Source organism: Lachnospiraceae bacterium GAM79 (assembly GCA_020735665.1).
GTDB lineage: Bacteria > Bacillota > Clostridia > Lachnospirales > Lachnospiraceae > Coprococcus.
In genome coordinates this window covers 96264-118867 of record CP085928.1, presented here as the reverse complement: position 1 = coordinate 118867, position 22604 = coordinate 96264, and the positions used below count along the sequence as shown (strand labels likewise).

The 22604-nt window shown below is 41.5% G+C and carries 20 protein-coding genes and 1 other annotated feature; of the genes, 3 read left to right on the top strand and 17 right to left on the bottom strand.

The annotated features are described in order from the left end of the window. Window positions 1-34: 34 nt before the first annotated feature. The 17 genes from LK416_00565 to crcB form a co-directional block, all read right to left on the bottom strand. Complete coding sequence (locus LK416_00565; GenBank protein UEA74703.1) at window positions 35-1150, bottom strand: 5-methyltetrahydropteroyltriglutamate--homocysteine S-methyltransferase; 1116 nt, start codon at window positions 1148-1150, stop codon at window positions 35-37. Between the two features lie 167 nt (window positions 1151-1317). Next, a complete protein-coding gene (locus LK416_00560; protein UEA74702.1) occupies window positions 1318-2334 on the bottom strand; it encodes a LysR family transcriptional regulator in 1017 nt (338 codons plus the stop codon). 23 nt (window positions 2335-2357) lie between these two features. Next, window positions 2358-4013, bottom strand: a complete 1656-nt coding sequence (locus LK416_00555) for a HAMP domain-containing histidine kinase (GenBank protein ID UEA74701.1) — start codon at window positions 4011-4013, stop codon at window positions 2358-2360. A gap of 25 nt (window positions 4014-4038) precedes the next feature. Beyond that, on the bottom strand, window positions 4039-4707 hold the full coding sequence (locus LK416_00550; protein ID UEA74700.1) for a response regulator transcription factor: 669 nt from the start codon (window positions 4705-4707) through the stop codon (window positions 4039-4041). Window positions 4708-5156: 449 nt separating this feature from the next. Then, a complete protein-coding gene (locus tag LK416_00545) occupies window positions 5157-5468 on the bottom strand; it encodes a helix-turn-helix domain-containing protein (GenBank protein ID UEA74699.1) in 312 nt (103 codons plus the stop codon). A gap of 5 nt (window positions 5469-5473) precedes the next feature. Then, on the bottom strand, window positions 5474-5821 hold the full coding sequence (locus LK416_00540) for a type II toxin-antitoxin system RelE/ParE family toxin (GenBank protein UEA74698.1): 348 nt from the start codon (window positions 5819-5821) through the stop codon (window positions 5474-5476). Between the two features lie 172 nt (window positions 5822-5993). Beyond that, the gene (locus LK416_00535) at window positions 5994-7739 is read right to left on the bottom strand and encodes an FAD-dependent oxidoreductase (GenBank protein UEA74697.1); all 1746 of its coding nucleotides are present in this window, start codon (window positions 7737-7739) and stop codon (window positions 5994-5996) included. A 2-nt stretch (window positions 7740-7741) separates the two neighbouring features. Continuing rightward, window positions 7742-8305: a peroxiredoxin gene (ahpC, locus tag LK416_00530; protein ID UEA74696.1), complete on the bottom strand. Its 564-nt coding sequence runs from the start codon at window positions 8303-8305 to the stop codon at window positions 7742-7744. 343 nt (window positions 8306-8648) lie between these two features. Further along, entirely contained in the window at window positions 8649-10403 is a 1755-nt protein-coding gene (locus LK416_00525) for a 1-deoxy-D-xylulose-5-phosphate synthase (protein UEA74695.1), read from the bottom strand. Window positions 10404-10408: 5 nt separating this feature from the next. Beyond that, complete coding sequence (locus LK416_00520; GenBank protein UEA74694.1) at window positions 10409-10795, bottom strand: MerR family transcriptional regulator; 387 nt, start codon at window positions 10793-10795, stop codon at window positions 10409-10411. Between the two features lie 315 nt (window positions 10796-11110). Next, the gene (locus tag LK416_00515; protein ID UEA74693.1) at window positions 11111-11674 is read right to left on the bottom strand and encodes an alpha/beta hydrolase; all 564 of its coding nucleotides are present in this window, start codon (window positions 11672-11674) and stop codon (window positions 11111-11113) included. A gap of 619 nt (window positions 11675-12293) precedes the next feature. Beyond that, window positions 12294-14015: a carbon starvation protein A gene (locus LK416_00510; protein UEA74692.1), complete on the bottom strand. Its 1722-nt coding sequence runs from the start codon at window positions 14013-14015 to the stop codon at window positions 12294-12296. A gap of 133 nt (window positions 14016-14148) precedes the next feature. Next, window positions 14149-14413: a binding site (T-box leader), on the bottom strand. 87 nt (window positions 14414-14500) lie between these two features. Next, complete coding sequence (locus LK416_00505) at window positions 14501-15907, bottom strand: amidophosphoribosyltransferase (protein ID UEA74691.1); 1407 nt, start codon at window positions 15905-15907, stop codon at window positions 14501-14503. A gap of 508 nt (window positions 15908-16415) precedes the next feature. After that, complete coding sequence (locus LK416_00500; protein UEA74690.1) at window positions 16416-16898, bottom strand: HD domain-containing protein; 483 nt, start codon at window positions 16896-16898, stop codon at window positions 16416-16418. A 160-nt stretch (window positions 16899-17058) separates the two neighbouring features. Then, on the bottom strand, window positions 17059-17547 hold the full coding sequence (locus LK416_00495; protein UEA74689.1) for a pyridoxamine 5'-phosphate oxidase family protein: 489 nt from the start codon (window positions 17545-17547) through the stop codon (window positions 17059-17061). 544 nt (window positions 17548-18091) lie between these two features. Further along, on the bottom strand, window positions 18092-19300 hold the full coding sequence (locus tag LK416_00490) for an amidohydrolase (GenBank protein UEA74688.1): 1209 nt from the start codon (window positions 19298-19300) through the stop codon (window positions 18092-18094). Between the two features lie 42 nt (window positions 19301-19342). Then, complete coding sequence (crcB, locus tag LK416_00485; protein ID UEA74687.1) at window positions 19343-19705, bottom strand: fluoride efflux transporter CrcB; 363 nt, start codon at window positions 19703-19705, stop codon at window positions 19343-19345. A 160-nt stretch (window positions 19706-19865) separates the two neighbouring features. On the opposite strand from crcB, the gene LK416_00480 reads away from it, so the two are divergent. From LK416_00480 to LK416_00470, 3 genes are all read left to right on the top strand, one after another. Beyond that, window positions 19866-20354 carry a sigma-70 family RNA polymerase sigma factor gene (locus LK416_00480; GenBank protein UEA74686.1) on the top strand — a complete coding sequence of 163 codons (489 nt, stop codon included), beginning with the start codon at window positions 19866-19868 and terminating at the stop codon, window positions 20352-20354. After that, window positions 20338-20958, top strand: coding sequence for a hypothetical protein (locus LK416_00475; GenBank protein ID UEA74685.1), 621 nt, complete (start codon window positions 20338-20340; stop codon window positions 20956-20958). The genes LK416_00480 and LK416_00475 overlap by 17 nt, the downstream gene beginning before the upstream one ends. A gap of 166 nt (window positions 20959-21124) precedes the next feature. Beyond that, window positions 21125-22417 carry a serpin family protein gene (locus LK416_00470; GenBank protein ID UEA74684.1) on the top strand — a complete coding sequence of 431 codons (1293 nt, stop codon included), beginning with the start codon at window positions 21125-21127 and terminating at the stop codon, window positions 22415-22417. Window positions 22418-22604: the final 187 nt, after the last annotated feature.

Sequence of the window (22604 nt, the reverse complement as noted above, 5' to 3'; positions counted from 1 at the left end):
ATAACTGTGACCTGTCACATTCTTTATTATAGCTCTACCACACTTCTTCTGCAATCTCTTTTACAAGACGAAGCTTATCCCACTGTTCTTTCTCGGTCAGCTTATTACCGATCTCACAGGATGCAAATCCACACTGTGGGCTGAGATACAATCTGTCAAGTGGAATATAATTTGCAGCCTCCTTTATACGGGCAATTACTTCTTCCTTATTTTCAAGCTTTGGTGATTTCGTTGTAATAAGACCAAGCACAACCTTCTTATCACCGGAAACCTTTGCAAGCGGAGCAAATCCGCCGGAACGTTCATCATCGAATTCCAGATAATACGCATTTACATTTTCCTCTCCAAACAGGATATCTGCCACAGGATCATAAGCACCACTGTTTGCATAAGTAGAATGGAAATTACCACGACATACATGTGTATTGATCGTCAGATCCTTTGGTGCATTTGCGATTACCTGATTATTGATATCCTTATGGATCTTCTGAATTTCCTTTAATCCCTCCGCAGTTGTACCATATGCAAGATGTCCGCTTCTGTCTGCCATCATGCCCCAGGTACAGTCATCAAGCTGGATATTTCTGCATCCTGCATTGTACAGATCCTGGATCACTTTTCCATATGCATCTACAATATCCTTTACCAGATCTGCATCGGATGTGTAGTATTTCTCTGTCTCCACACGGTTGAATGGCATCGTAAACTGCGCAAGAAACTGAGCCGGAGATGGCATTGTCTGTTTTGCTACTGTATTCTCATCTTCAAACTGTTTTACGAACTTAAAATGCTCTACAAATGGATGCTCTTTGGATATACCGACTTTTCCGACCAGATAAGTATCATCAACCATAGCTGCTTCACCATGGAATGGAAGGCCTGTCTTTGTAGGTGTATGTCCGATTCCATCAAATCCCCACATAAAATCAAGATGCCAGGTTGCACGACGGAATTCACCATCTGTAATAACATGATAGCCTGATTCTTTTATCTTTGTTATAAGCTCTGTGATCGCTTCATCTTCTACTTTCTTTAATTCATCGTATGAGATATTTTCCTTATCAAACTGTCTTCTCGCCTTCTTTAATTTTGCAGGGCGAAGAAAGCTTCCTACATAATCATAACGAAATGGTGTCTGTAACTGACTCATTGCTTTATCCTCCATATAATTCAAATCATTTCCATAATAACCACTCTGCTTATTTTCCAGCCGTGATTTCCCGCTTATTATATGGCAATGAACAAGATCTGTATAATACAAAAAGGATTCTGTTTTCCATAGTTTTAAACTATATCAAAACAAAATCCTTTTTGGTTTTATTTCAGCTTCTTTATATGTTCATCTATCTTATCTGTAACATCCGTCAGCATTTCCCCATCTCTGCCAAGTTCATTAAAGCGTCCCCGATGTTCCAGTTTTCGTCTGGGCGGTTCCGGACCCAGATATTTTTTCAGAACCTCCAAATATGTATTTCCCAGCCGGCTGATCATTCCTTTCTTATGTGTGATATATCCGATCCGCATATCACTCTCATCTGCAAGAGGAACTGCTATGATGTCTCTGCCATTCAGTTTCTTATCGATCACACCGCTGCACACGGTATAGCCATTTAACCCGATCAGCAGGTTAAATAACGTAGCTCTGTCCCGGACACGGATATTCCGTTTCCGCTCAAAAGATGAGAAAATCTCTTCTGAAAAATAAAAGGAATTATGCTCTCCCTGTTCAAATGAGAGATATGGATAGTCCTCAAGTTCTTCATTTGTTATGACCGTCTTGTCGGCAAGTGGATGTTTTCTGCTGATAAATACATGCGGTCTGGCTACAAACAGCAAATGAAATTCCAGATCATGCGAACGCAGGAGCTTACGCAATACTGCTTCATTAAAATCATTCAGGAATAAGATTCCGATCTCACTTCTCATCCTTGCTACATCTTCGATGATCTCATAAGTCTGTGTCTCCCGTATACTGAAATCATATTCATCCTGTCCATACTGCTTGACCAGATCTACAAACGCATTAACGGCAAATGAATAATGCTGGGTTGATACACAGAACTGTTTCTTGCCACCATCATTTCCCTTATATTTGTCTTCTAAAATAGCCGCCTGCTCTAAAACCTGTCTTGCATATCCTAAGAATATCTCTCCTTCCTTTGAAAGACTGATACCCTTATTCGTCCGGTTGAAAATGACGATATTCATTTCCTTTTCCAGTTCATGGATCGCATTTGTCAGACTTGGCTGCGAAATATACAGCTTATTTGCTGCTTCCGTGATCGTTCCAGTATCCGCTACTGTTATCACATATTTTAACTGTTGTAATGTCATTGCCGGCACTCCTTATTATTAACTTATCTGAAGTCCACCTTCACTTCCACACCATCACCTGTATTTTTCATCTCACAGGTAAATCCATGGCGATCCATAATGGTTTTGACGATGGATAAGCCAAGCCCGGTTCCTTTGTGTCCATGTCTGCTGTTATCCCCTTTGACAAATGGATTCCAAATATTCCTTAAAATATCTTCCGGAATCAGCTCACTTGTATTCTGAATGGAAAGGCTCTCATCGCTCATCTGAACTGTGATCTTTCCATCCTTTGTAACATACTTAATCGCATTATCCATCATATTCATAACTGCCTGATACATCAGAGTCTCGTCTGCTTCGATCTGGCAGCTTCCCTGAATGTCAAGCCTGATATTTTTAGTTTTAATTGTTTCCGCATATACCTCTGCTGCTGTATTTATGATGTTCCCGATATCAACTTTAGTCTTATGAAGCTCTGTGTTTACATCCTCTGCCTTTGCCATATCAAGGATGGATGCAACCTGTTCATTCATTGCCTTTACTTCATTTAATATCCCATCCATATAATACTGGTTCTTCTCCGGATTCTTTCCTGATTTCAGATTCTCGGCATACAGAGAAATAACGGCAAGCGGACTTTTGAGATCATGCGCCATCGCATTTGAAGTTGTTCGTCTGTACTGCTCCATATCATACGCTGATTTATAGGATCTGTACATTACATATGCGATCAGAAGTGAGATCAATGCACTTCCAAGCACTACCCCAAGCCATGTATAAATGATCATATGTCCCATCAGTGACTTTACAATATTATAATGATAATCTATGACCGCAAAAGCAGTATTATCATTGTTGACAGGAAATGCATAGACTGCATGTGTGCCGTATGCACATTTTTCTGTATCTTCCACATATTCCCAATTGGAATTATTCTGATAATCATTCACGATCTCATCCGTACCTGTATACCGGTCAACCTTTAACGATGTTGGTATGCAGCCAACGACTCCATGCGGAATGGTAAATCCCGAACTCTGATCCAGCTTCACATAACCATCCGGTATCTCTGATACCGTTCTTTCCTGCTCCTCCCCATCTGCAAAACAGGTATAGGAAGCCGGATAAAACTGCATTCCTGATACATAGATCTCATTCATTTTATCAAGTGAAAAATCCGCAGACATATCCTTTATTTCAGGAACAGCCGCTTCAAATATATCATTATCACAATACAGCATATATTTGTTCTCAGATGTATCATTGATTTGAAGAAATACCTTATCCTTCTGATCCGTGATCTCTGTCAGATTACCGGCATCGTCCTTCTGATACAGATGAATAAATCCCTGCATATTGACCACCTCACTGTCATTTAACGCAGCCATTGACAGATTATTCAAATATATCATATTTCCAATATAATGATCATACGGTGTCTGGAACTCGTAATCTGCGTCTTTTTGTTCTTCAAGCTCCGTCTGATAAATATTCCAGTATTTTATGCCTGCCTGACGGATCGTCTTTTCTGCAGCCTGCACATTGCTCGATATATTATTCTGAAATGTCAGGTTTAGAAATGCTGTAATGATACCCCCAAGTATCGATGTTACAATAATAAACGGAATAAAAATCTTTAAAAAGAAGGAATAAAACTTCTTCTTTTTTCCATAATATTTCTTTTCTTTTTTCTTCATATGATAGTCCACCTCTCTGATCTGATTACTCCATCCGATATCCTTTTGCAAATACAGTCTTTATCAGTTTGCCGCTGTCACCAAGTGCTTTGCGAAGCTTCTTTACATGGTTGTCAACCACACGGTCACCACCATCGTAATCATACCCCCATAACCGGACAAGCATATCATCCCTTGTCACGATCATGCCCTTATGCTCCATCAGGTATTTGAGCATCGCATATTCTTTTGGTGCAAGCCGGACCTCTTCTCCTGCTGCCTCAACAAGCAGTCTGTCCGGATACATCTTGATGTCTCCCACCTGGATCACCTGATTCTTCGTCCACAAGCCTTTCGACCTACGCAAAAATGACTGGATCTTCGCCTGAAGCTCTGCCATGGAAAATGGTTTCACAACGTAATCATCACAACCGAGATCGTACCCATAAAGCCGGTCTTCTTCTCTGCCTCTGGCGGTCAGAAAAATGATCGGAACGTAACTCTTTGCCCGGATGGCTCTGCATATCTCAAATCCATCTGCCCCCGGCAGCATCACATCTAAAAGTGCCAGATCATATTCATGTTCGTACACCAGAGCAAGTGCCTCGTCTCCGTCCGCCGCCCAGGTAAATGTGATCTCACTCTCTTTCATGTAATCCATGATGCCCTCTGCAATTCCTGCTTCATCTTCTACCAGTAAAATGTTGTAACTCATAGCGCTCCCCATTTCCAGAATTCATTTTTTAATCTCTCGATATCTTAGATTCTGAACCTATCATACATGGCAATTATATCCTATTTGTATCCTGTTGTACACAAATGTAAGTTTTCAAAACGAAAAGAACGTCCTTCTGCCTGGTATCAATGCCCATTATATAACTCGTTACGATTTCTGTTTGTTGCACATAACTTATTCGTAAATACTCCTGTGCTAACTCGCCTGCGGCTGAGCGGAGCACTTAGTGAAGACGAGCGTTAACGCGAAGTCTGAGGTTAGTGCGTGCCATGTAAGTACACTTAGTGAAAACAAGCATTAGCGTAGTTTGAGCTTAGTGTAGCTTACTCTGATCTGGTTATGTGCACCGCACAACGAAATCTCACTGATGTTATATTAATGAACATTGATACCAGGCAGAAGGACGTTCTTTTTATTTTTTCTTCTTATTATTTTGCTACTACAAATTCTGTTTCATCCAGATCTTCGGAAGCTAAGATATCAAGCAAACGAAACGCTGGTCCGGTTGGGTGTGTTCTGCCACACTCCCATGCCTCTACTGTTTTCTTCGAAACACCCATATAAGATGCAAAAACTCCCTGTGTCATTCCTGCCCGCATCCTGATCTCACGAATTTCTGTATTTGAATATTCCTTCACTGGCATTATCATATATGTTTTTACGCGAGCTTTTCCCTGTCCTTTTTCATACTCTATTGCTTCTTCCAATCCCTGTTTTAAATCATCAAATAATGAACCCATAGAAATCATCTCCTATTCTTTGCCGTTTCCTCTTTCAAAGATTTTACCAACTTCTTAAGTACATTTTTTTCTTCATTTGTCAGATTTTCCTGACTTTTCTTTTCAAATGCAGTTATTAGATAGGTAACTTCATATTCTGCAAAATCCGTATAACATACACGAACACTACCACTCTTTCCTCTATTTTCTAATGGGAACCGTACCTTACGTATTCCACCAGTCCCTTCCATTACCGGTCCTGATTCTGGATTTTTTAATAGCATAATTTGCAATGCTCGTAACTCATCTTCCCCAAGCCCTATTTCTTTCCACCGTTTTGTAAATAATGGTATTTCAATAAATGTTCTTATCATTCGTTAATTCATCCCTCCTTTTTTTAAATAGTATACCCTATTTTGTAGGGTGTCAATCTTTTTATTTAATCTGTTTTGTCTAATATCCTATTTTACACGATCACAAATTATTCAAAATAAAAGGAGCATCCCTTTACCGAATATATATCCAGTAAAGAGATGCTCTATTATTTTATAAAATCTCATCCAGATAGTCTAATAGCTCCGGTAATGTCTTTCTTCCAAATGCCACATGTTCATCATTCACAACAAGGCACGGTACGCTCATAACCTTATAGCGTTTCTGATAAGATGGATATAGCATCACATCGTAAATCTCTGCTGTAACCTGTGGATTTTCTGCGGCTATTTTCTGTGCTGCGATGACAAGATCGGGGCACATGGAACAGGCAAGTGTTACAAGAATCTTGATATGAAGCGGCTTTTTGATCGCATGAATACGCTCCATTATCTGTGCATCCACTTCTTGTCCCGGTCCGGCAGCATTATATAAGCCAATCACAAAAGAAGTGAATTCATGTCCACCCGGTACACCATGGAAGCCAAGCCCGGTATCACTTCCGTCTTCTCCCAAAATCCTGACAAATGGTCGTTCGTTTGCCGGAACAGAATCCCCGCCTGCCCCTTCCTCTGCTACGATTACACTGAGCTTTTCGGTTCGTCTGCTCATAGCTTCCATATATTGTTTTAGCTGCACTGACTCCTGCTTCTGATTCAGATATAATTTCAGGATCAGCGGATGCGCCATGCGGTCAAAGACCTCATCTAACTGCTTTTCCGTCTCTTCATCAAAGAACTCGTCCGACAATGAATCTTCTGCTTCCGGCTGTTTCTGTTGTCCAGTTTTATGCATTTCATATCCGGTATTTTCAGCGACCACAGGCTGCATTCCTTCACGCTTTTTCTCCTGTGTAACATTCTTTTCCTTTGATTGTTTATTTCCCTGCAAATTCCGTGATGGCTTTGCTCCATTCTTTTTCTGCATGGCTGCCACATACCGTTCAAGCTCTGTCGCTGCAACTGCACCATCACCGACTGCCGTCACTACCTGACGAAGATTTTTCTGGCAGACATCGCCAGCCGCATAAACACCCGATATACTGGTCTGTCTGGAAGTATCCGTAATTACATATCCCTTTTCATCAATCTCTGCTTTTCCCTGCAGCAACGAAGTCTCCGGCTCGTATCCGGCAAATACGAAAATACCAAACGTATCTCCTTTTGGCGCATGATATACACTTTCTTCCCCTGTTTTCACATTTTTATACACCAGTGTTGTCAGGACATCTTCACCCTCCGCGCGGACGATCTCAGTACTGGTAAGCACCGTAATTTTTTCATTTGCGCTGGCTTTATCCGCCGATGATTTAGGACAGGAAAAATCTTCGCCCCGGATCAATATCGTCACATGGCTGGCATACTTGGTAAGGAATACACTTTCCTCCGCAGCGGCATAACCGCCACCCACAACAAATATTTCCTTGCCGGTGAAGAACTCTCCATCACAAGTTGCGCAATAAGCTACGCCCCGTCCTTTAAACCGTTTCTCCCCCTCAAATCCGATCATTCTCGGATGCGCTCCGGTTGCGAACAGAATTCCATAACAGGAAAAGTCGCCCTTATTTGTATGCACGATTTTATATTCTCCATCTACATCCAGCTTTTCAACCTCTGCCATCAGGAATTCTGCACCAAAATTCTCTGCCTGCCTGTACATAGCAGCGGTCAGGGATTTTCCATCTGTTTTCTCTATTCCCGGATAGTTCACCACCTCTTCTGTTATCGTGATCTGTCCGCCAATCTTCTCTTTCTCGACAACAAGCACCCGGTAACAGGCTCTCGCCAGATAAATAGCTGCTGTAAGCCCCGCCGGTCCCGCGCCTGCAATCACCACATCATACATATTTTCATCCTTCATTCTTACAATCTCCCTACAAGATCCAGACTTGGACGCAGCGTAGCTTCTCCCGGCTGCCATTTGGCAGGGCAGACCTCGTCTCCATGCTCCGCAACAAACTGGCATGCCTGCAATTTACGAAACAGTTCATCTGCATTTCGTCCGACATTGCCTGCACTGACTTCATAGGAGACAATTCGCCCTTCCGGATTGATGATGAAGCTGCCACGTTCAGCCATCCCATCTGATTCGATCATCACTTCAAAATCTTCACATAATTCATGATTTGGATCTGCCAACATCGGAAACGTGATCTTTTCAATCTTTTCCGATGTATCATGCCATGCCTTATGCACAAAATGCGTATCTGTTGATATGGAATAAACCTCACACCCGACAGCCTTGAAATCCTCATATTTATCCTGCAGATCTGACAACTCCGTCGGGCAGACAAATGTAAAATCTGCGGGATAGAAGAAAAATACACTCCATCCGCCTAATATGTCGTCTCTGGTTACCGTTTTAAATTCACCATTTTGATATGCATGCACAAAAAAATCGCTTACTTCTCTGTTAATCATCGACATTGTTTAATCTCCTTTATCAAACATTATTTCTGATTAATATTACCTGTAAGCGATTTTTTATACTGTTGCTACATAAAAAAACAGATATCCTTTACCTCTGTCAGCCAACAATCTCCATTGAATAACTCATTGTAATTTCTATTCGTTGCACATGCCCTATTCGTAAATACTCCTGTGCTAACTCGCCTCCGGCTCGAACAAGCACCCGTATTTACTGGCAATGTGCATCTCATAACGAAATTGCACTGATGTTATATCAATAGAGACTGTTGACTGATAGAAACAAGACTATCTGTTTTATAATAATACTCTACATAGTATGAACATTTTACTATTTAAACATCTATAAAATACGTTTCACATCTTCTGTAATCTGTTCTGCTGTCAGATGATTTTCTTTTAATACTTCATTTACATCGTAGCGGTCATAGAAGAATTTCTTTAAACCGTAATTCAGAACCTTCATATCAGAATCACCATAGAAGCCGGCGATTCTCTGACCGAAGCCGCCTTCCAGATAACCATCCTCTAACGTGATCACGATATCATGATCTTTCTTCAGATCATTCAGAAGTTCTTCATCCATACCGGAAACATACAGTGGGTTAATGATGGTTGGCGCAACTCCTGTCTGCTCCTCGATCAGTGCTGCCACATCTGTTCCAAGCTGATAGAAAGTACCTGCACCGATAACAGCAATCTTGCTTCCCTTTTTAGTTACTTCGTATTTATTTAACTGACTGAAATCCTTTGTTACAGCCTTTCCGTCCGATACCATCGCAGCTCCCGGAAGCTTGATCGCAACCGGATGCTCTGTCTGCTCCACGCTCCAGTCAAGCATTGCCAGATATTCCTCTTTGGTTGTCGGTGCCAGATACACAAGCCCCGGAATACTTGTAAGCATCGGAATATCCTGTAATCCAAGATGTGTCACATCATTCATTCCATATACAGATCCCGCAAATACAACGATCGTTGCAGGGTTGTTATTGATACACAGATCCTGTGTCAACTGATCATATGTCCGCTGGATAAATGAACTGTATACACCATATACAGGCTTGCCGCCATTTGCCGCAATACCGGATGCCAGTGCAACCGCTGTCTCCTCTGCGATACCTACATCAATAAACTGACTGCCCGCTTCTTTTCTCTTATCCTCTGTAAATCCCATAACGGTAGGTGTTGCCGATGTGATCGTAACTACAGATAGATCTTCCTTCATTTTCTTTAAGAGATAATCTCTGGTTACGTCGGAATAATCTTCTCCGTCAAATTCCATCAAAGACTTTCCTGTTTCAAGGTCAAATGGCATACACCAATGCCACTGTTCCTTATTCTGTTCTGCCGGTGCATAGCCTTTTCCTTTTAAAGTTTTAATATGCACGACAACCGGTTTCTTACTGTCTTTTACAGATTCAAATGCTGCGATCAATGCAGCAATATCATTTCCTTTATCTACATATACATAATCAAGTCCCATTGCACGGAACAGATTACATTCTGCCTGCCCATTTGTCTCACGAAGCAGTTTCAGATTCTGATATAAACCACCATGATTCTCAGCGATCGACATATCATTATCATTTACAACAATGATCAGATTGCCACCAAGCTCAGCCGCATAGTCAAGACCTTCCAATGCCTCGCCACCGCTTAATGAACCATCACCGATCACAGCGATCACGTTGCTGTCTTCCTTTTTCAGATCTCTGGCTTTCGCAAGGCCACAGGCAAGACTGACAGATGTAGATGTATGTCCGATCTCAAAGAAATCATGCTCACTTTCTTTTGGATTTGTATATCCGGATACATCATCGTAATGTTCTTCGTAGAGATAAGCATCCTTTCTGCCTGTCAGCATCTTATGCGGATAGCTCTGGTGGGATACATCATATACGATCTTGTCCTTTGGCGACTCAAATACATAATGCATCGCGATCGTTGCTTCTACCATACCAAAATTCGGTCCAAAATGTCCGCCATGCTTACTTGCACGAACCAGTAATGCCTGTCGCATCTCTGCTGCCATCGCTGTCATTTCTTCTATATTCAATTTTTTTACATCTTCAGGTCCGTTAATCTGTTCAATATACATAATTTCTAACAATCCTCCTTATCCCATGACAATACGCCGGTCTGTACCGCTTTCTCATAGCGCGATACCTTATAGGCAAGCCGCTTCATGGTCGCCTCGATCTGTTCTTTCTGCTCCCGCAATGCATCATACTGCTCCTGCAATAGCTGCCGTCTTGCTTCAAACGTCGTATCTCCCATCTGATACAGTTTCACATATTCAATCAATGCCTCGATCGGAACGCCGGCATTCCGCATACAAACTGCATTTTCTACCCAGCCAAGATCCGATTCCTGATAATCTCTGTTTCCACTCGGAGTTCTTGTAACCGGTGGAATCAGTCCTACGCGCTCATAATACCGAAGGGTATCCTGTGAGATACCAAATTTCTCACTTACTTCCTTGATCGTCATCTGCGCCACCATCCTTCATTTGATTTTTCCTTACTATAACACTTAGAGTTCGCTCAAAGTCAAGATATTTTTTGTCAGTCTATAGATGAAATGTTTATTGTGATATATGCCACTGCCGCCTGTATAGCCTGCAGAATACGCTACGCTTTCTACTCGTCACACGTGCCTATCCGCTCATGCTCCTGTGCAACTCGCCCTTCGGGCTCAGACAGGCACCCGCATTCGCTGCCAGCGTGTTCCTCATTACGAAATGCTCGCTATGATTCTGCAGGCTATACAGGCGGCAGTGGCATATATCACAATAAACAATACACATTATTTAATAAATTCTGCCGTCAGCTTCATGATGTCTTCCAGATTCTTCAGATTCTTCCATACATTGGCTGTCTCTAAGGAATGATTTGCTTCCTCTATCACATGAACCGGAATCCCTGCTTTTTGACACCGATCTGTAATTGCAGCGGTGCTCTCCACCCACGGATCTGCCGTTCCCGTAAATGCTATCGCTCTCCCCGACAGATTATCTGAACAATTGTCAAATGTCGCCTCAAGCGGAGTATACAGCACATGCCTGCATGGTATCTTATGTCTTTCTGCATAAGTAGTCGCAATGATCGTTCCTACACTTTTTGATAAGAATAAAATGCTGTCATACCCGGAAAAATCTATATCTTTTAATATTTCCTCTGTCTGTCCGTACAGGTCTTCAAATGCTGCCTGCATTTTTACCGGATCACCTTTGACATTTCCGATCCGATTCACATATTCTACGTTCTTATATTCTTTATATCCTATGGATTCTGCTACACGCCTGCCATAATATAACAGTGGCTTGTCGCAGTGATAGCCGATTCCCGGAAAACATACTACCAGCTTCATCTTCATACCTCCTGTTTTTTTCGCTAAATCGTCTATTTAACCACTACTCTTGTGATAAAACATGGCACGGGAATTTAGCGGTTACCAGTGCATTTAGCAAATACGCTCCGCTTTCTATTCGTCACACCCGCTTATCCGCTCATGCTCTTTGTGCAACTCGCCCTTCGGGCTCAAACAGCACACCGCATTCGCTGCTAGTGTGTTCCTCATTTACGAAATGCTCGCTATAATTCAGCTAAACACACTGGTAACCGCTAATTCCCGTGCCATGTTTTATTATAAACTCTATCTGCTTAAATAGACGATTTATTTGCTTTTATCTTGAACTGATTTTATCCAGTTATAAACTAACATTTAATTAAACATACGCGTTTTGATAAAGATTGTCAATTCCATAGTATTTTAAGGACAGCTCTTACTTTTAAAAAATAATTATCCAATATCATATAAAGAATTTCCTGATTATATTGTTTGTATTATATACCTCTCTATAACGCAAAAACTGTGGTGGGAGGATATCTGTATATCTTCCACGCCACAGTTTTTAATGAATATTATTTTTTACGATTTAGAATTATTATTTATTTTACGTTTATTGTTTTTTTATTTGAATATTATTTTATGCTTCCTTTTCAGCAGTCTTCTCATTCTTCATAAGAACAAGTTTTCTGATACATGTAATTGCTACAATGATACCAAGTACGATAAGGAATACTGCAACAATGAGCTGAAGTCCTTCAACAAGGAATGTACCGGTTCCGGCCTGGAACTTCTGGATATTTCCGATTACGTTGAGAACGATAGCTGTAAATGTTACAGCAAGCATTATAAGCATTGGTGGATAAAGCATTGCATGCTTTCTGCTTGTTGCCTTGAGGAATACTGCTACACCGATCAGTACAAGTGCTGCAAGCATCTGGTTTGCTGATCCGAAGAGTGGCCATACATTTGAATATCCACCCTTGCAGAGAAGGTAACCAAAGAACAATGTTATAACTGTAGCTAAATACTTATTTGTAAGAATCTTCTGCCATACAGGCATCTGGGATGGATCTGTAGTATCTCCCATGAACAGCTCCTGGAATGACATGCGTCCGATACGTGCGACTGAATCAAGTGATGTAAGAGCAAGTGCTGATACACACATGGTCATGAATACATTCGCTACTGAATTTGGAAGTCCGAACTTCTCAAGGAAACCTGCGATACCCTGTGAGAAGATCTGGAATGGTGTAAGTCCTTCCGGTGCTTTTCCTCCAACTGCTACTGCACCAACTACGATCAATGAGATAACACCGAGGAGTGTCTCAAGGATCATTGCGCCATAACCTACAAATAACATATCTTTTTCATTTCTGATCGTCTTCGATGATGTTCCTGATGAAACAAGGCTGTGGAAACCGGAAACCGCACCACAGGCGATCGTTACAAACAGTGTTGGGAACAGATAACTCTTAGCACCTGTTGACGATACAATTGTGAAACCATTGAAAGCGTTCAGTCCCATATTCGGATGTCCAACCAGAACACCGACAAATGCTCCAACCAACATACCAACAAGCATGAATGTTGTCATGTAATCTCTTGGCTGCATAAGTAACCACATAGGAAGTACGGATGCAAGGAACAGATATGCCATGATAACGTAGTTCCACTGGTCACCGTTTAAGTACCAAGGAAGCTTCATACCTACTGCAAACATTGCAACGATGAGGGCGATAGCTACGATTGCTTTCACCCACTCCTTCATATTCTTGCAGGTCTTCATAACAACACCGAGCACCATAGCGACAACAATGAATAACATAGATACTGTAGCGGCTGCTGCGCCGTTAAAGTTCTTTGTTACTGCTCCGTCAGCACCTGTTGTAAATCCGTTAAATGTTGATGAAACCATAGATGTAAAGGCTGCAATAACAAGAAGTGTAAAGAGCCAGCAGAACAGCGAGAAGAATCTTCTTCCTGCCTTGCCTATGTACTTCTCAATAACAAGTCCGATGGACTTACCCTCATTTTTAACGGATGCATACAGAGAACCGAAATCCTGCACTGCACCGAAGAATACGCCTCCGACAAGCAGCCAGAGTAAAACCGGTACCCATCCAAACATTGCCGCAATGATTGGTCCCTGTACAGGTCCCGCACCTGCGATGGATGAAAACTGATGTGCAAATACTGTAAGCTTTGATGATGGTACATAATCCTTTCCATCTTCATTTGCAACGGCCGGGGTCTTTGCATTTGCATCTATGCCCCATTTCTTAGCAAGCCATCTTCCGTAACCCAGATAGCCAGCTCCTAAAACTACTACTGCGATAAGAATAATTACCAAACTATTCATATCATTCTCCTTCCTTCCGCCATGTGGCAGATACTTGATTATAGTATGTTCACAAAGAGTTTATACAAAAACATATCTTTTATAGGACGACCTTTCCTATAAATTAAAAAAAGCTTTCGTCTTCATGTAATTTCATAAAGACGAAAGCCATTAAACTTCCGCGTTACCACTTTATTTGCCATTCAAAAAAATGACCACTCAACCTCATCTCATAAGCTCACACTGTAGAAATAAGTTTCTTTGTAACGGTAGAAAACCGGTGACACCTAATGTCCATATCTGGAATTCAGTGCACTGCTCGCAGAGGATAATCACTAAAACATACACCGTCTCACACCACCCGACGGCTCTCTGAAATACTCCTTTTTTAATGATCGTATTCTGTTCGTTGCATTTGCTCTTTGTTAACTGCTAATTTAGCACTCTGTTTTTTTGTTGTCAAGAGCGATTTTAAATTTTTTTGACTTTTTCTGAATGATTTTTCCCTATTCTTTACCATCCCAACAATAAGTACACAGCTTGCACTTATCGATTCCAACGGATTCCAGCATATCGTCCAAGCGATTGAAACGCAATGATGTAAAGTTCAGTTCCTTACGGATCTCCTCAACCATTGTTTCGTATTTCTCAGATTCCGGATCTGCATACTCCTGTAATACCTCATCGGTTACATTTCCATTCTCCAGACGATCGATCACACGACGGGTGATCAGATCCATTTCTGATGATGAACGGGAGAAATTCAGATATTTACATCCGTATAATAACGGAGGGCAGGCCGGACGGATATGTACTTCCTTCGCACCACTCTCATATAAGAATTCAGTTGTTTCACGAAGCTGGGTTCCACGTACGATCGAATCATCGATCAGCAGAAGGCTCTTATCACGGATCAGCTCATCCACTGCTAACAGCTTCATCTTTGCGATCAGATTTCTCTTACTCTGGATCGTTGGCATGAAGGAACGTGGCCAGGTCGGTGTATATTTGATAAATGGTCTGGAAAATGGGATTCCTGATTCATTTGCGTAGCCGATTGCATGAGCAATACCGGAATCCGGTACCCCGGCTACGATATCCGGCTTTACATTATCACGCTTCGCCATCGCCTTACCACAATTATACCGCATCTGCTCTACACTTGTGCCCTCATAGGAACTGGATGGATAACCATAATATACCCAGAGGAAGGTACAGATCTTCATTTCTTTATTCGGATTGACCAACGTGATACAGTTCTTGTCTGTCACGACAGCGATCTCTCCCGGTCCAAGTTCCTTATAGTCCTTATATCCAAGATTTTTATATGCAAAATTCTCAAAGGTTATACAATAGGCATCTTCTTTCTTACCGATGACAACCGGAGTTCTGCCGTATTTGTCACGGGCTGCATAGATTCCCGCCTGATTCATCAACAGAATGGATACAGAACCATCGATAGAATCAAGCGCAAACTGAATTCCTTCGATCAGATTTTCCTTCTGATTGATCAGTGCTGCGATCAGCTCCGTTGCATTGATATCGCCGCCGCTCATTTCTAAGAAGTGGGAATGTCCATTCTCGAACAGCTTCTTTGTAAGTTCACCTGTGTTATTAATCTTACTGACTGTTGTAAGTGCATAAGTGCCATGATGAGAACGTACGATCAATGGCTGCGGTTCGTAATCAGAGATACATCCGATTCCCATATGACCACTCATTTCCTGAACATCTTTGTCAAATTTTGTACGAAATGGTGCATTCTCAATATTGTGGATCGCACGATTAAATCCGTCTTCTCCATATACTGCCATTCCGCCTCGTCTTGTTCCCAGATGTGAATGGTAGTCGATACCAAAGAACAAATCAAATACACAATCCTGCTTTGATGCTACGCCAAAAAATCCGCCCATTGCCTTTTCCTCGCTTTTCTAAAACTCCTGAACCGATATAACGCCTACGGACGGCGGTTTTATTTCCAATACGGACGAGCGAATTCCCTCTATATTCTTTCTTCCACAAAACACTTGCGTTCTATTTTTACGCAACGGTACTAAGCTCTCTGCTAATCGCAGATCGCTAAGGACCGGCGTAAAAAGAGGTCTGTTACAGAAAAATATAGATGAAATACGCTCTGTCTACATATAGAAATCAGATAAAACCGCCTGTCTCACGCTTCCCTATATCGTTATATTCGATTCTATTTTTATTGTGATAAATCTTCGTTTTTTACAAAACCTTTTTTATTTTATAGGATGTACTTACATAAATCAATAATTTCTATCAAAAAACGTAATAAAAAAAAGACAACATCATACATTTATCGGGCTGCAAACAGCTTATAAAAATGTGTATGATATTGTTCTTTTTTTATCGAGCGCAATGTTATTTTATAGCTATATATAGCATGCTGTATTATGATCAGCCACGGGCAGTTTTTGTAAAGGCAAGGCGAAGGGCTCTGGTGGTTTCTTCGGCGGCACACAACTTATCCGCCCATGTTACGATCCAGCTCTCCCGGAACTTTGGAGGTGTTATGTTGAGTGGGAACATATGCTTTCGGATGATATCCCGCTCAATGAAGTTCAAATTGAAATCCCGTCTGGCATTATGCAAGGCTCGTTCTGCATGAAAAAAACCATGCAGCCGATGTCCGCCATCCTTCTCATGCCAGTCATACAAGAAATAATCATGAAGCAGTGCTCCACGCACCAGCGACCGTTCATCAATATATGCGGAACATTTCTCTGCAAGCTCCAGACTTTTCTCCGCCACCCGCAGGGAATGATCGTAACAGGTTATTGAACCATGTTGCACAAATGTTTTTTCTTTCTGCATACCCTCTGATGCCAGGATATCCGCACCATATTTATATATTTTTTCTTCGATACGATTCGCTTCCATTTTGGATTCTCCTGAATTCCCTAATCTCTGTCTCTTACATCATTCAACTACTGCCAACTATTTTCCAATTCCTTGCTTTTTTCTCAAACCGGCTATTTATTCTTACCCATGATAGCACAATTTATATGTGGTAAACTATTACTTTTTCTTAATGTTCTTTTCATTTTTTTTGATTCATTTTTACCGATAATTCGGGAATAACAACTTTGATCACATTTACTGATTTTGTCATTGACTCTGTAATGATAAAATCTCTCCCTGTCTGGTTCTTCATAAGAAGCTCCAGTCCCATAACCTTCTCATCAACATCGGTCAGAATACTGGCAGTTCCTTCACCCATCACGCAAGCATAATATGCACCATATTCACATGGAACTTCACCACCACCGGTCAGTACCATATCTGTATCAATCTCGATAAATACATTTGGATTAGCTGCGATCACGTCATATTTGCGTCCTTCCGTTGCGCCATGCATATATAACGTAAGTCCTCCATCCTTATAAATATATCCATAATGCAATGGAACGATGTATGCCTTTCCCTCATCCACCATCCCAAGATGAACCACGCCTGCTTTCTTTATGATCTGCTCGATCTTCACCGGATCTGTAACTTCACGTTTTTGTCTTCTCATTGGTCTGTTCATTATGTTCTCCTTTTAGCCACATTGGGCTTAAATTATTATTAAAGACTTATTTCCCATCCCTCAATCATCAACAATAGACTTATGAATAGGGCGTACTTTCCTATAAAGTAAAAAAACAGAGAATTCGCACATCGTCGAACCTCTCTGCTCTTTTTTCATTATATACCAGCTTTATGTTATCTGACAAGTGAGCATTTATAATTATTTAAAGTTGCATGCAGAACATTTGTTTGATATAATAATCACGGTGCTACCCTATTCGGTAGGCGGTCAGTCTTCTCCACAGGAGTTATAGCCTGTGTTTACATAGAAATCCATTTATGGAAATCTGTTGAGGAGGTCGGTGCTTATGCTTACAACGGAGCTTTTTATAGCCATTATCAGCTTATGCATTACTTGCTTTGCTCTTGGTTATACCGTTGGTTCTAAGAGCAATAAATAGGCACAAAAAAACCGCCCAGCCCGGTAAACTGTGAGCGGTCCTTTTTGTGACCAAAACATTATCAAGGCTAACCGTCTATCGGTAGCATCTTTTGATATTATATTAACATTCCCCCTCTTTTATGTCAACACACAACCCGGCAAACATAGTAACTGCGGTTTCAAGTATGGAATCGGGAAATTCAAAATGTTCCGTGTGAAGCTGGACATAATCCTCTCCATCACCAATGCCGAAAAATGCGCCCTTTGTCTCCTGCAAGTACCAGCCAAAGTCCTCCGACCAGCGCATCGGCTCAGGCAGCTCTATATATGGAATCTGGTGAGAAGCCGCACACGCCCGGATCTTCTGCACCTGTTCCGCATGATTATCCGTAGATGGAAACCGTTCAATCTCCTTTATCGAAAGTTCCAGAGCTTCCTTCTGTGCCATAACCTCTGCCAGCTTACGGATCTCTGCCAGATACTCACGAAATACCTGTTCACCTCCGCTTCGAACGGTAAGTCTCAGATACCCGTCCGATGCCGCTACACCGTAGTTCTCACTTCCAAGTTTCATCCCAATCAAAGTCATGCGGACAAATCCCTTCGTCTCATTAAACTGCTTTGTCAGTTCTTCAATCTGAAGCAGAAGTCCGGCAAGTGCATATCCAGGATTTCTGCCAGCTTCCGGATATGCTGCATGGCTCGGCGTTCCTGTCATGTGGATCTCTAAGCCCGTTGAAGCACATGCAAATGTTCCATCCTTCACAAGTACCGTTCCAAGCGGCTTCCCCGGTATATTATGAAAGCCATAGATTTCTCCGATATGCTTTTCTTTGATCAGGCTTCTGCAAAGCTCTGCACCCTTTCCAATCTCCTCTGCCGGCTGGAAGATCAGATATACATCCTGTGCCAACGGATCTTTTCTGCTGTCCAGATACAAGCCAAGTCCACATAGCACACTGCTGTGTCCATCATGTCCACAGAAATGTCCCGGCTTTCCATCTTTGCCACATACCGCATCCATATCTGCCCGGAATGCAATCGGTGGCTTATATTCCGTCATTTGCTCTGGTATTTCCACAGCCACTTCACTCACATGGAATGTTTTATCATTTTCTGTGGTTACCCGATCATATGCTCTTTTCACCGCATAAAACCATGCCCCACAATCTACGATCTCTAATGCTGTATGCGATTTTAAGAAATCCATCAGCAACTGTTTTGTCTTTACTTCCTGCATGGAATGCTCCGGGATCCGGTGGAGCTGCTTTCGCAGTTCCATTATTTGCTCTATAATCTGTTTATCTATATATTGCTCTCTCTTATCCATATCGTCAGCCCTCTATTCCCATAAATCTTCATCGTTTCATCGTTACTTCATAAGTATTTGTGCAGCAAATACCGCAGCAACACTTAATATCACACTTAATCCTATATAAAGTATCGTAAATCCGTAATTCCCGCTCTGTATTAATTGATCTGTTTCCAGTGCAAATGTAGAAAACGTCGTAAATCCACCGCACACTCCCGTCTTTAATGTCAAAACCAGAAGTGGTGATACCTGATACTTTTCTGCCAACACAGAAATTAAGCCAATAACAAATGCTCCTATTACATTAATCAATAATGTTTTTATCGGAAAGTTGTTTTGTGCTCCCACCGGTATTAAACCAATCAAATATCGAAGAATTGCACCTATGCCGCCTCCAACGCCAACTAACAAACATTTTACCATTTTATCTTTTCTCTCTTTCTGTCATTTCATACCTACACTATCAAATGATAAAACAATACAAATTTTATGCAAGTATAATTTTGTATTTTTGTAACCTTTAAACCGGATGAATTGTGTTATTATTGAAAGGCCTTTTAACACAAGAAAAGAGGATGTGACTATGCGATTACCAACACAAACTGTTATACAAATGTATCAGGACAATCTGTTCCGCATTGCATTTTCCATTTGTCAGAACCGGGAGGATGCCGAAGATGTTGTTCAGGAAACATTTCTACGCTATCATTCAGGTGCCGTGGATTTTAACGATGAAATGCATATCCGGGCATGGCTGATCCGGGTTACGATCAATCAGTCAAAAAATATGCTTCGCACCTTCTGGCACAGGAACCGGACATCATTGGAAGATTATATGGAACAACTGAATTTTTCTGATACTGAAAGCCAGGAATTATTTGAAACAGTCATGAAGCTGCCGGAAAAATACCGGACAGTGATCCATCTGTTTTATTATGAAGACTATTCCATTAAGGAAATTGCAGACATTCTAAAGATCAGCGAAAGCAACGTAAAGGTCCGGTTAAACCGCGGACGTACCGTGCTTCGCGACACCCTAAAGGAGGCTTGGGACTATGAACAATCAGAATAAAGAACGCTATAAGAAAACATTTGACATGATCCACTCAGATGCAGTCATCAACATCACCCCGGAACGCTCAAAGAAGCTGCGGATCCACACGATCACACGCAGACTTTCCTACGCAGTTGCCGGACTGGCAGCCATCTTCTGTCTGTCAAATGGCATCTGTCTGGCAGCAACCGGAAGCACCTGGGTGCATAAGGTATTCTCTACTGCAAATGGTACGAAGGTCGAATGCGATGCAGAAGACGCTACCATGTCTTTCCGTATCGAATCAACCGATCAAACCTATGTCACCGCGAAAGCCGGAAGACTGTATTTCACCCTGAACGGACAGCAGACCGATATCACAGACAAATGCAGTACAGATACCTACTTCCGATATGATTACACGGATGCCGATCATATCACACATGTGATCGTCATAGGCGGAACTGCCGATGATTATGGCTATGCCGAATATCTGTTTGATGCAGATGGTACTTATATCTTCAACAACATGAATGTATCTTCCGATACTCCGGCATGGTTTGTAAATGCGGAAAAAGATCTCGGTGTAGATGCGGAATCCTTATCAGATGAAGCTGCCACCTATTCCGTGACCGAAGAATAAAAATTTTTAAAATAATTCCATAAATCCTCCATTTTCTTTCGTATGTAAATTAAAGAAGCAAATAAACCGGACATTGATAAGACTATATATATTTTTGAATATTCTTATTCACTGATATATGTTAGTATTATTCATATCTAACCACGAAAGAAATGGAGGATTTTTTATGAATAAACAGATAATCAGCTTATTACTTGGTGCATGTCTGTGCACAAGTCTTGCAGGATGCGGAAACGCAGATAATAATGGCGGCAGCGTCACCAAACAAAAACTTTTAGCATCAAAGGAACTCGGAAGTGACATCGCAGTCGGAGCAAAACCGGCGCCCGTCGATTCCTATGAGGAACTTAAAAACGGTGTCAACAATTTTGCATTTGACCTGTATGATGCACTTCCAAAAGACAGCAACTGTTTTTATTCCCCTTACAGTATTTCCAGCGCACTGTCCATGCTCGATCAGGGTGCCGGGGGCGAAACGAAAACGGAACTGGAATCAACACTTGGCATCAAAGATCTTTCAACCTGGAATACAGAAATGCAAAGCTATCTGAACAAAGACTGGTCCAAGCAGACATATGTAAATACTGCAAATTCCATCTGGATGACCACCGGAAAAGACTGGGCGTCTAATATCTCAGATGATTTTCTGCTTCCGGCCAAGACCTATTACCATGGTGAGATATATGAAGCCGATTTTACGGATCATGCCGATCAGGTTGTGAAGGATGTAAACAACTGGGTAAATGAACATACAAATCAGATGATCCCATCCATCATGAATGAACTTCCGACAAATACTGTTATGATGCTCATTAATGCAGTTTACTTTGAAGGAAAATGGCAGACACCATTTACAGAGGATAACACATACGATGATACTTTCCACGGAACCAGCGGAGATTCTACCGTACCAATGATGCATCTGTACGATGAACGATTCTCTTATGCGGATAACGGATCGATAAAAGGAATCGTACTTCCTTACGATGGTGATTCTGTTGTAATGAAAGTATTCCTTCCATCTAAAGAAGGCGATACGATCACCAACCTGTTCGATGCTTTAAGCAGTGATGAGAAACAGGCACTTATCGACTCTCTGGATAATGCTGATTCTCCTGAGATAGAGACCATTCAACTTCCAAAATTCACAGATGAACAGAGTATCAACGGTCTGGATGATATCCTGAACAGACTTGGAATCCGGTCTGCATATGCTTTTGCTGATTTCTCAAAGATCGCAGATGGCATCGCGGTATCTTCCGTTTCTCACAAAGCAAAAGTGATCGTTGATGAAAACGGAACAAAGGCTGCCGCGGAGACGGATATCATAATAAAGGAAACTGCTATGATGCCACCGGAAGAAACCTATAACTTCATCGTTGACCAGCCATTTGTCTATGTCATTGAAGATCAGGATACCGGAATGATCCTGTTCATGGGACGGGTAAATGATCTGTAAGATCCAATTCCATATTGATTTTCAATAATCTCTGTGCTATCGTAATAAGAAATAAATACAGACACATGCAACGGAGCAATTCAGAAAATGAGTTGCTCCGTTTTTTGTTTTATCAAATATAAGACTGAAAAATCTCCTGCCTGCAAGAGATGATTTTTCAAACACGCTATGGATATTTTATTTACGA

Excerpts from the sequence above, each read along its gene's own strand:
- LK416_00565 (UEA74703.1), bottom strand. The coding sequence starts at position 1,150 with ATGAGTCAGTTACAGACACCATTTCGTTATGATTATGTAGGAAGCTTT.
- LK416_00560 (UEA74702.1), bottom strand. The coding sequence starts at position 2,334 with ATGACATTACAACAGTTAAAATATGTGATAACAGTAGCGGATACTGGA.
- LK416_00555 (UEA74701.1), bottom strand. The coding sequence starts at position 4,013 with ATGAAGAAAAAAGAAAAGAAATATTATGGAAAAAAGAAGAAGTTTTAT.
- LK416_00550 (UEA74700.1), bottom strand. The coding sequence starts at position 4,707 with ATGAGTTACAACATTTTACTGGTAGAAGATGAAGCAGGAATTGCAGAG.
- LK416_00545 (UEA74699.1), bottom strand. The coding sequence starts at position 5,468 with ATGGGTTCATTATTTGATGATTTAAAACAGGGATTGGAAGAAGCAATA.
- LK416_00540 (UEA74698.1), bottom strand. The coding sequence starts at position 5,821 with ATGATAAGAACATTTATTGAAATACCATTATTTACAAAACGGTGGAAA.
- LK416_00535 (UEA74697.1), bottom strand. The coding sequence starts at position 7,739 with ATGAAGGATGAAAATATGTATGATGTGGTGATTGCAGGCGCGGGACCG.
- ahpC (UEA74696.1), bottom strand. The coding sequence starts at position 8,305 with ATGTCGATGATTAACAGAGAAGTAAGCGATTTTTTTGTGCATGCATAT.
- LK416_00525 (UEA74695.1), bottom strand. The coding sequence starts at position 10,403 with ATGTATATTGAACAGATTAACGGACCTGAAGATGTAAAAAAATTGAAT.
- LK416_00520 (UEA74694.1), bottom strand. The coding sequence starts at position 10,795 with ATGACGATCAAGGAAGTAAGTGAGAAATTTGGTATCTCACAGGATACC.
- LK416_00515 (UEA74693.1), bottom strand. The coding sequence starts at position 11,674 with ATGAAGCTGGTAGTATGTTTTCCGGGAATCGGCTATCACTGCGACAAG.
- LK416_00510 (UEA74692.1), bottom strand. The coding sequence starts at position 14,015 with ATGAATAGTTTGGTAATTATTCTTATCGCAGTAGTAGTTTTAGGAGCT.
- LK416_00505 (UEA74691.1), bottom strand. The coding sequence starts at position 15,907 with ATGGGCGGATTTTTTGGCGTAGCATCAAAGCAGGATTGTGTATTTGAT.
- LK416_00500 (UEA74690.1), bottom strand. The coding sequence starts at position 16,898 with ATGGAAGCGAATCGTATCGAAGAAAAAATATATAAATATGGTGCGGAT.
- LK416_00495 (UEA74689.1), bottom strand. The coding sequence starts at position 17,547 with ATGAACAGACCAATGAGAAGACAAAAACGTGAAGTTACAGATCCGGTG.
- LK416_00490 (UEA74688.1), bottom strand. The coding sequence starts at position 19,300 with ATGGATAAGAGAGAGCAATATATAGATAAACAGATTATAGAGCAAATA.
- crcB (UEA74687.1), bottom strand. The coding sequence starts at position 19,705 with ATGGTAAAATGTTTGTTAGTTGGCGTTGGAGGCGGCATAGGTGCAATT.
- LK416_00480 (UEA74686.1), top strand. The coding sequence starts at position 19,866 with ATGCGATTACCAACACAAACTGTTATACAAATGTATCAGGACAATCTG.
- LK416_00475 (UEA74685.1), top strand. The coding sequence starts at position 20,338 with ATGAACAATCAGAATAAAGAACGCTATAAGAAAACATTTGACATGATC.
- LK416_00470 (UEA74684.1), top strand. The coding sequence starts at position 21,125 with ATGAATAAACAGATAATCAGCTTATTACTTGGTGCATGTCTGTGCACA.